This is a genomic window from Microcystis aeruginosa LEGE 91341 (assembly GCF_015206885.1).
Lineage (GTDB): Bacteria > Cyanobacteriota > Cyanobacteriia > Cyanobacteriales > Microcystaceae > Microcystis > Microcystis aeruginosa_H.
In genome coordinates this window covers 1-4,005 of record NZ_JADEXY010000217.1, presented here as the reverse complement: position 1 = coordinate 4,005, position 4,005 = coordinate 1, and the positions used below count along the sequence as shown (strand labels likewise).

General features: G+C 44.9%; 6 protein-coding genes. 2 read left to right on the top strand and 4 right to left on the bottom strand.

Annotated elements, in window-relative coordinates:
* The 4 genes from IQ234_RS20130 to IQ234_RS20115 form a co-directional block, all read right to left on the bottom strand.
* Nucleotides 1–865, bottom strand: an 865-nt coding sequence (locus tag IQ234_RS20130) for an Rpn family recombination-promoting nuclease/putative transposase (protein ID WP_193958377.1), incomplete at its 3' end; no start/stop codon positions are given.
* A complete protein-coding gene (locus tag IQ234_RS20125) occupies nucleotides 862–1,056 on the bottom strand; it encodes a hypothetical protein (RefSeq protein WP_193958376.1) in 195 nt (64 codons plus the stop codon). The genes IQ234_RS20125 and IQ234_RS20130, both read right to left, overlap by 4 nt.
* Complete coding sequence (locus IQ234_RS20120; RefSeq protein ID WP_193958375.1) at nucleotides 1,056–1,265, bottom strand: hypothetical protein; 210 nt, start codon at nucleotides 1,263–1,265, stop codon at nucleotides 1,056–1,058. Before IQ234_RS20120 ends, IQ234_RS20125 begins: the two co-directional genes overlap by 1 nt.
* 129 nt (nucleotides 1,266–1,394) lie before the next feature.
* A complete protein-coding gene (locus tag IQ234_RS20115; protein WP_228008640.1) occupies nucleotides 1,395–2,288 on the bottom strand; it encodes a PEP-CTERM sorting domain-containing protein in 894 nt (297 codons plus the stop codon).
* A gap of 261 nt (nucleotides 2,289–2,549) precedes the next feature.
* Between IQ234_RS20115 and IQ234_RS20110 the strand changes: the two genes are divergently transcribed.
* A complete protein-coding gene (locus IQ234_RS20110) occupies nucleotides 2,550–3,446 on the top strand; it encodes an ABC transporter permease (protein WP_193958374.1) in 897 nt (298 codons plus the stop codon).
* A 143-nt stretch (nucleotides 3,447–3,589) separates the two neighbouring features.
* On the top strand, nucleotides 3,590–3,922 hold the full coding sequence (locus IQ234_RS20105) for a hypothetical protein (protein ID WP_193958373.1): 333 nt from the start codon (nucleotides 3,590–3,592) through the stop codon (nucleotides 3,920–3,922).
* The last annotated feature ends 83 nt before the right edge of the window (nucleotides 3,923–4,005 follow it).

The following is a 4,005-nucleotide window of genomic DNA, read 5'->3' as shown; positions in this document are numbered from 1 at the left end:
TTAGCCAAAGCACTAGGTCGTTTAATGCCGTAAAATCCAACAAAGCCTCAGCCAAGGACTCTAATTGCTCGATTTCTAGAGCCTGAATCCGGGCAGCTAACACCTCATCCACCGCACCAAAACGACGTTGCAACAGACGCAAAATCAGGGCAGATTCTCCTTCCAGTCGTCCTTCCAGTCGTCCTTCCAGTTGTCCTTCCAGTCGTCCTTCTTCCTTGGCTTCACGATATACCCTTGTATCTGCCAATTGTAGTCCTAGCATCGCTTCCACCTCCTGCCGACTCAAGTTAGTAAATTTATACACCATAATTGTGGCAATCATTTCTATTATGGCGCGACCTGCTTCTGGATCTGCAATTTGTTGTTGGGTTCGTGCCAGTAAATAGCGGGCTTTTTCTGGTGCTTGGGTTTCTTCCACAGTGGTGAGTACCATCAAGGCAACCCCTAGGGGTAACTGCTGAATTTCCCCTAATTCGTTGAGATAAATTCGATGCACCTGGTTACAATTGAGGAGCGCTCGGTAGGGATGGGTGTTACTTTGTTCTAGACTACGGGTGGGATAGATGACAACAATTTGCCAATCGGTAAATCGTTCTCGCTGGCGATAAAAATACAAAAATGATTCGCCGAAAACCCGTTCATAGAGTCGTTCGTCTTTTTGAAATTGCACTTCGCAAAAATAGATCACCCCGCTACTATCATTATCGGGTGGCAGGAATACGCCATCGATCTCGAATTTGGGTTCTTTGACGGCTACGGAGTCAAAGCGGTATTCGGTGGCATTAGCTGGTGGGTTTTCGAGTAAATCGAAGAGAAGGGAGGGGGATTGTTGAAAAAGCCGGTAAAATATCGAGTCTCGTTTCATGATGATCGGGATTGCACCATAGCTCTTTCCCGATCCTCCCATGAAACCCCCAAAAAATAGAGAGAGGAAACTGTATCATCGGAAATTAAGATAATGCCCTGTCTCGCCAAAAAATCGAACATTCGCTCAAAATTTTCGTTCGGACGGATGGCGAAACTGACGAGAATATTGGTATCAACAACAACCCCCATCACAAATCATCTTTTAACGATGCCATGAGTGCGTCGTGTTCCGCAGCTATCATGCCAAGAGTTGCGGCCTCGTGCTGTAATTTTCTGGCAATAATAGATAAGCTGGGACGACCTACCATAAGGCGGACAATTTCATCATCTGGTATAAGCGCCAGTGCTTCCCTAATTTCTTTGGCTGTACCTTGGATTACTGTTGCTTGTGTAGTCATGATTTTTGATCATTCTAGGGCGAATCCTAACATAATTCACGACTGAGATGCTACCCATCGAAAAACAAAAAAAACAAAACCCCCTCCACTGACTGAATGAAGGGGTGTTTGTGATATTTTGTGGCCAATTTAGCCGACTTTTGTGGGTTTCTTTTCGGTGGATTGGGAGGATTTTAGTTGACGCTTGAGGGTTGAAGCTGCGCCAAGAGTCCCGATAGCAAACAGTCCAAGAAGAGAATTGGGTTCGGGAACAGAAACTTGTTTGGTGACGAAGTTCAGGGAATTGGCCATTAACAGTGCGCCATCGGTACTACTGACCCAGAAATCTGATCGAGCATCGCTTGATGGGGGATAAAAATTCAACCCAGCTATTTTGCCCGCAAATGTGGAGGTATTGACAGCGATTAGCGGTGCCCCATTGCTCCAGTCAGCCACTGCCACCGCACCGGGGTTGAGAGGTCCCACTGTAGGGTTGAGAGATCCCACTGTATTGTAGAAACTCGATGACCCACCATTGAAGCTGGTAACGCCTGCGAGGATCGGGTTGGATGGATCGTAAATTGTTCCTAATGTTAGATTTCCGGGTTGGTTCTGTCCTCCTGGTTGCCAAACATCGTAGTTTTGCGCCCTCCACCGACCACCAACATTAAAGCCAGAGCTCCAGAACGAAAAAGTCGCTTGGACTACTCCACCACCCGCATCGACGTAATCTGCTAATACATTACCGAAAGTGGTTGGATTAGCAAAAGATGCATCAGAAAAGAACAGTACGGCATCATAAGCCTGTAATTGCGCGAGAGTTGGGGTAGAAGAGCCGACATTCAGTATATCTACGCTCCCAGAAATCAGGCCAGTTCCAGCAATTTTTGCTTGAACGTCGTTGAGCCAACTCGCACTGCTGGGAGCTCCGGCAATCAGAACGCTGGCCAAGGCGTGGCTAGTAGTGCCGAAGAAAACGGCTGATGCCACAATACCAACTGAGAGAGATTTTTGACTCAGCGCCGCTAAAATTGAATTTTTCATTTTTAGAATTAAACAGCATTAGCCATAGAGAAATAGGGGTAGCATACACACTTCCCCCCCAAATTGTATCATAAAATACAATTTAATAAATATTTACATTCTTCTCCCCCAGGACTGATGCCCCTTGTATAGTGGTAGAGTGTAAGCCCTTTTTTCGAGAGGATTTGCCCCTCACCAGAACCCCAAGAGAGCCATCTGATCACTGATAAACTGTTGACTATCTAAATTACTCGTTAAGACTGCATTAGAGGTAAATATTTCATGAGCCAAACGATCACACCTTCTTCCTTAAAAGCTAGTTTAGCCCCCAATCCCACCAGAGCAGCAACGGTGGACGATGGGGGAAATGTGCTAGGGGAATTTCTGCAAGAAACTCTGGCCATGACTAAACGTCTGTTCATCCAATTACAACGTCGTCCTTCAACCCTAATCGCGGGGGTAATTCAGCCATTTATGTGGCTGATTTTATTTGGGGCATTGTTTTATAATGCTCCCCAGGGTCTATTCGGCAACGATCTCAGTTATGCTAAATTTCTCGCCCCCGGAGTGATTGTCTTTACCGCTTTTTCCGGGGCCTTAAATGCCGGTTTGCCGGTAATGTTCGATCGAGAATTTGGCTTTCTTAACCGTCTCTTGGTAGCACCTTTAACCACTCGTTACTCGATCGTGGCCGCTTCTACCATCTATATTATCGTCCTCAGTTTCATCCAAACCGCCTCGATCGTGGCCGCTAGTGCCTTTTTAGGGGCCGGATGGCCTAGTTTAGCTGGATTAGGTGCGATCGCTTTGATTGTGTTCCTGATCGTTTTGGGGATGACTGCCTTAAGTCTCAGTTTAACATTTGCTCTCCCCGGACATATCGAATTAATCGCCGTCATTTTCGTCACCAATTTACCGCTTTTATTTGCCAGTACCGCCCTCGCACCCTTAAACTTTATGGCAGATTGGTTAAAAGTAATCGCCAGTCTCAACCCTCTCACCTATGCGATCGAACCGATCCGTTATATTTATTTCAATCAGCACTGGTCTTTTGATAGCATAGTCTTACAAACCCCTTGGCTTGACCTCAATTTCTTGACAGTTTTAGCCTTGCTCTTAGCTTTTGATCTGCTAATCCTTTTAGCAATTCAGCCCTTACTTCGTCGTCGTTTTGCTTAAATCAGTTATCAGTTATCAGTTATCAGTTATCAGTTACCAGTTACCAGTTACCAGTTACCAGTTATTAGTTTACTGTTCACTGAAAAGCTTGTAAATTTCTCACGACCAAAAACAAGATAATTTTCTGAGGAGTTAGTTAGATTATGAATACTCAAAAAATGTTAATCAAATCGTCTTTATTTCTAGCTACTATTTTATTAGTCGGGGCTGATTTTAATCCGCAAGTGTTAGCTCAAAGCTTGAACCCCAGTCAGCCGGATTATCAAAAAAATGAACGTAGTTCCGATGGCAGGGATGCTCTCGGTGGTTTTGATCCTTTAGACTTGATTCATAATAGTAATTTTCGCCGTAGCCGGGACAGATCGGAATTTCAGGAAGACACCCTCAATAATATCAACGAAGCGGCCGAGGAGTTTAAACGCAAGCAAAGAGAACAACTGGAAAATCTGCAAAATCCTGCCCCAGAAACCAAATAAAACCCCTTTTTTGAGTAGCTAGACACAATTAATTGCACATAGGTAGGTATTGAAAACTTTCAGATGCCCCCCTTATTAAGGGT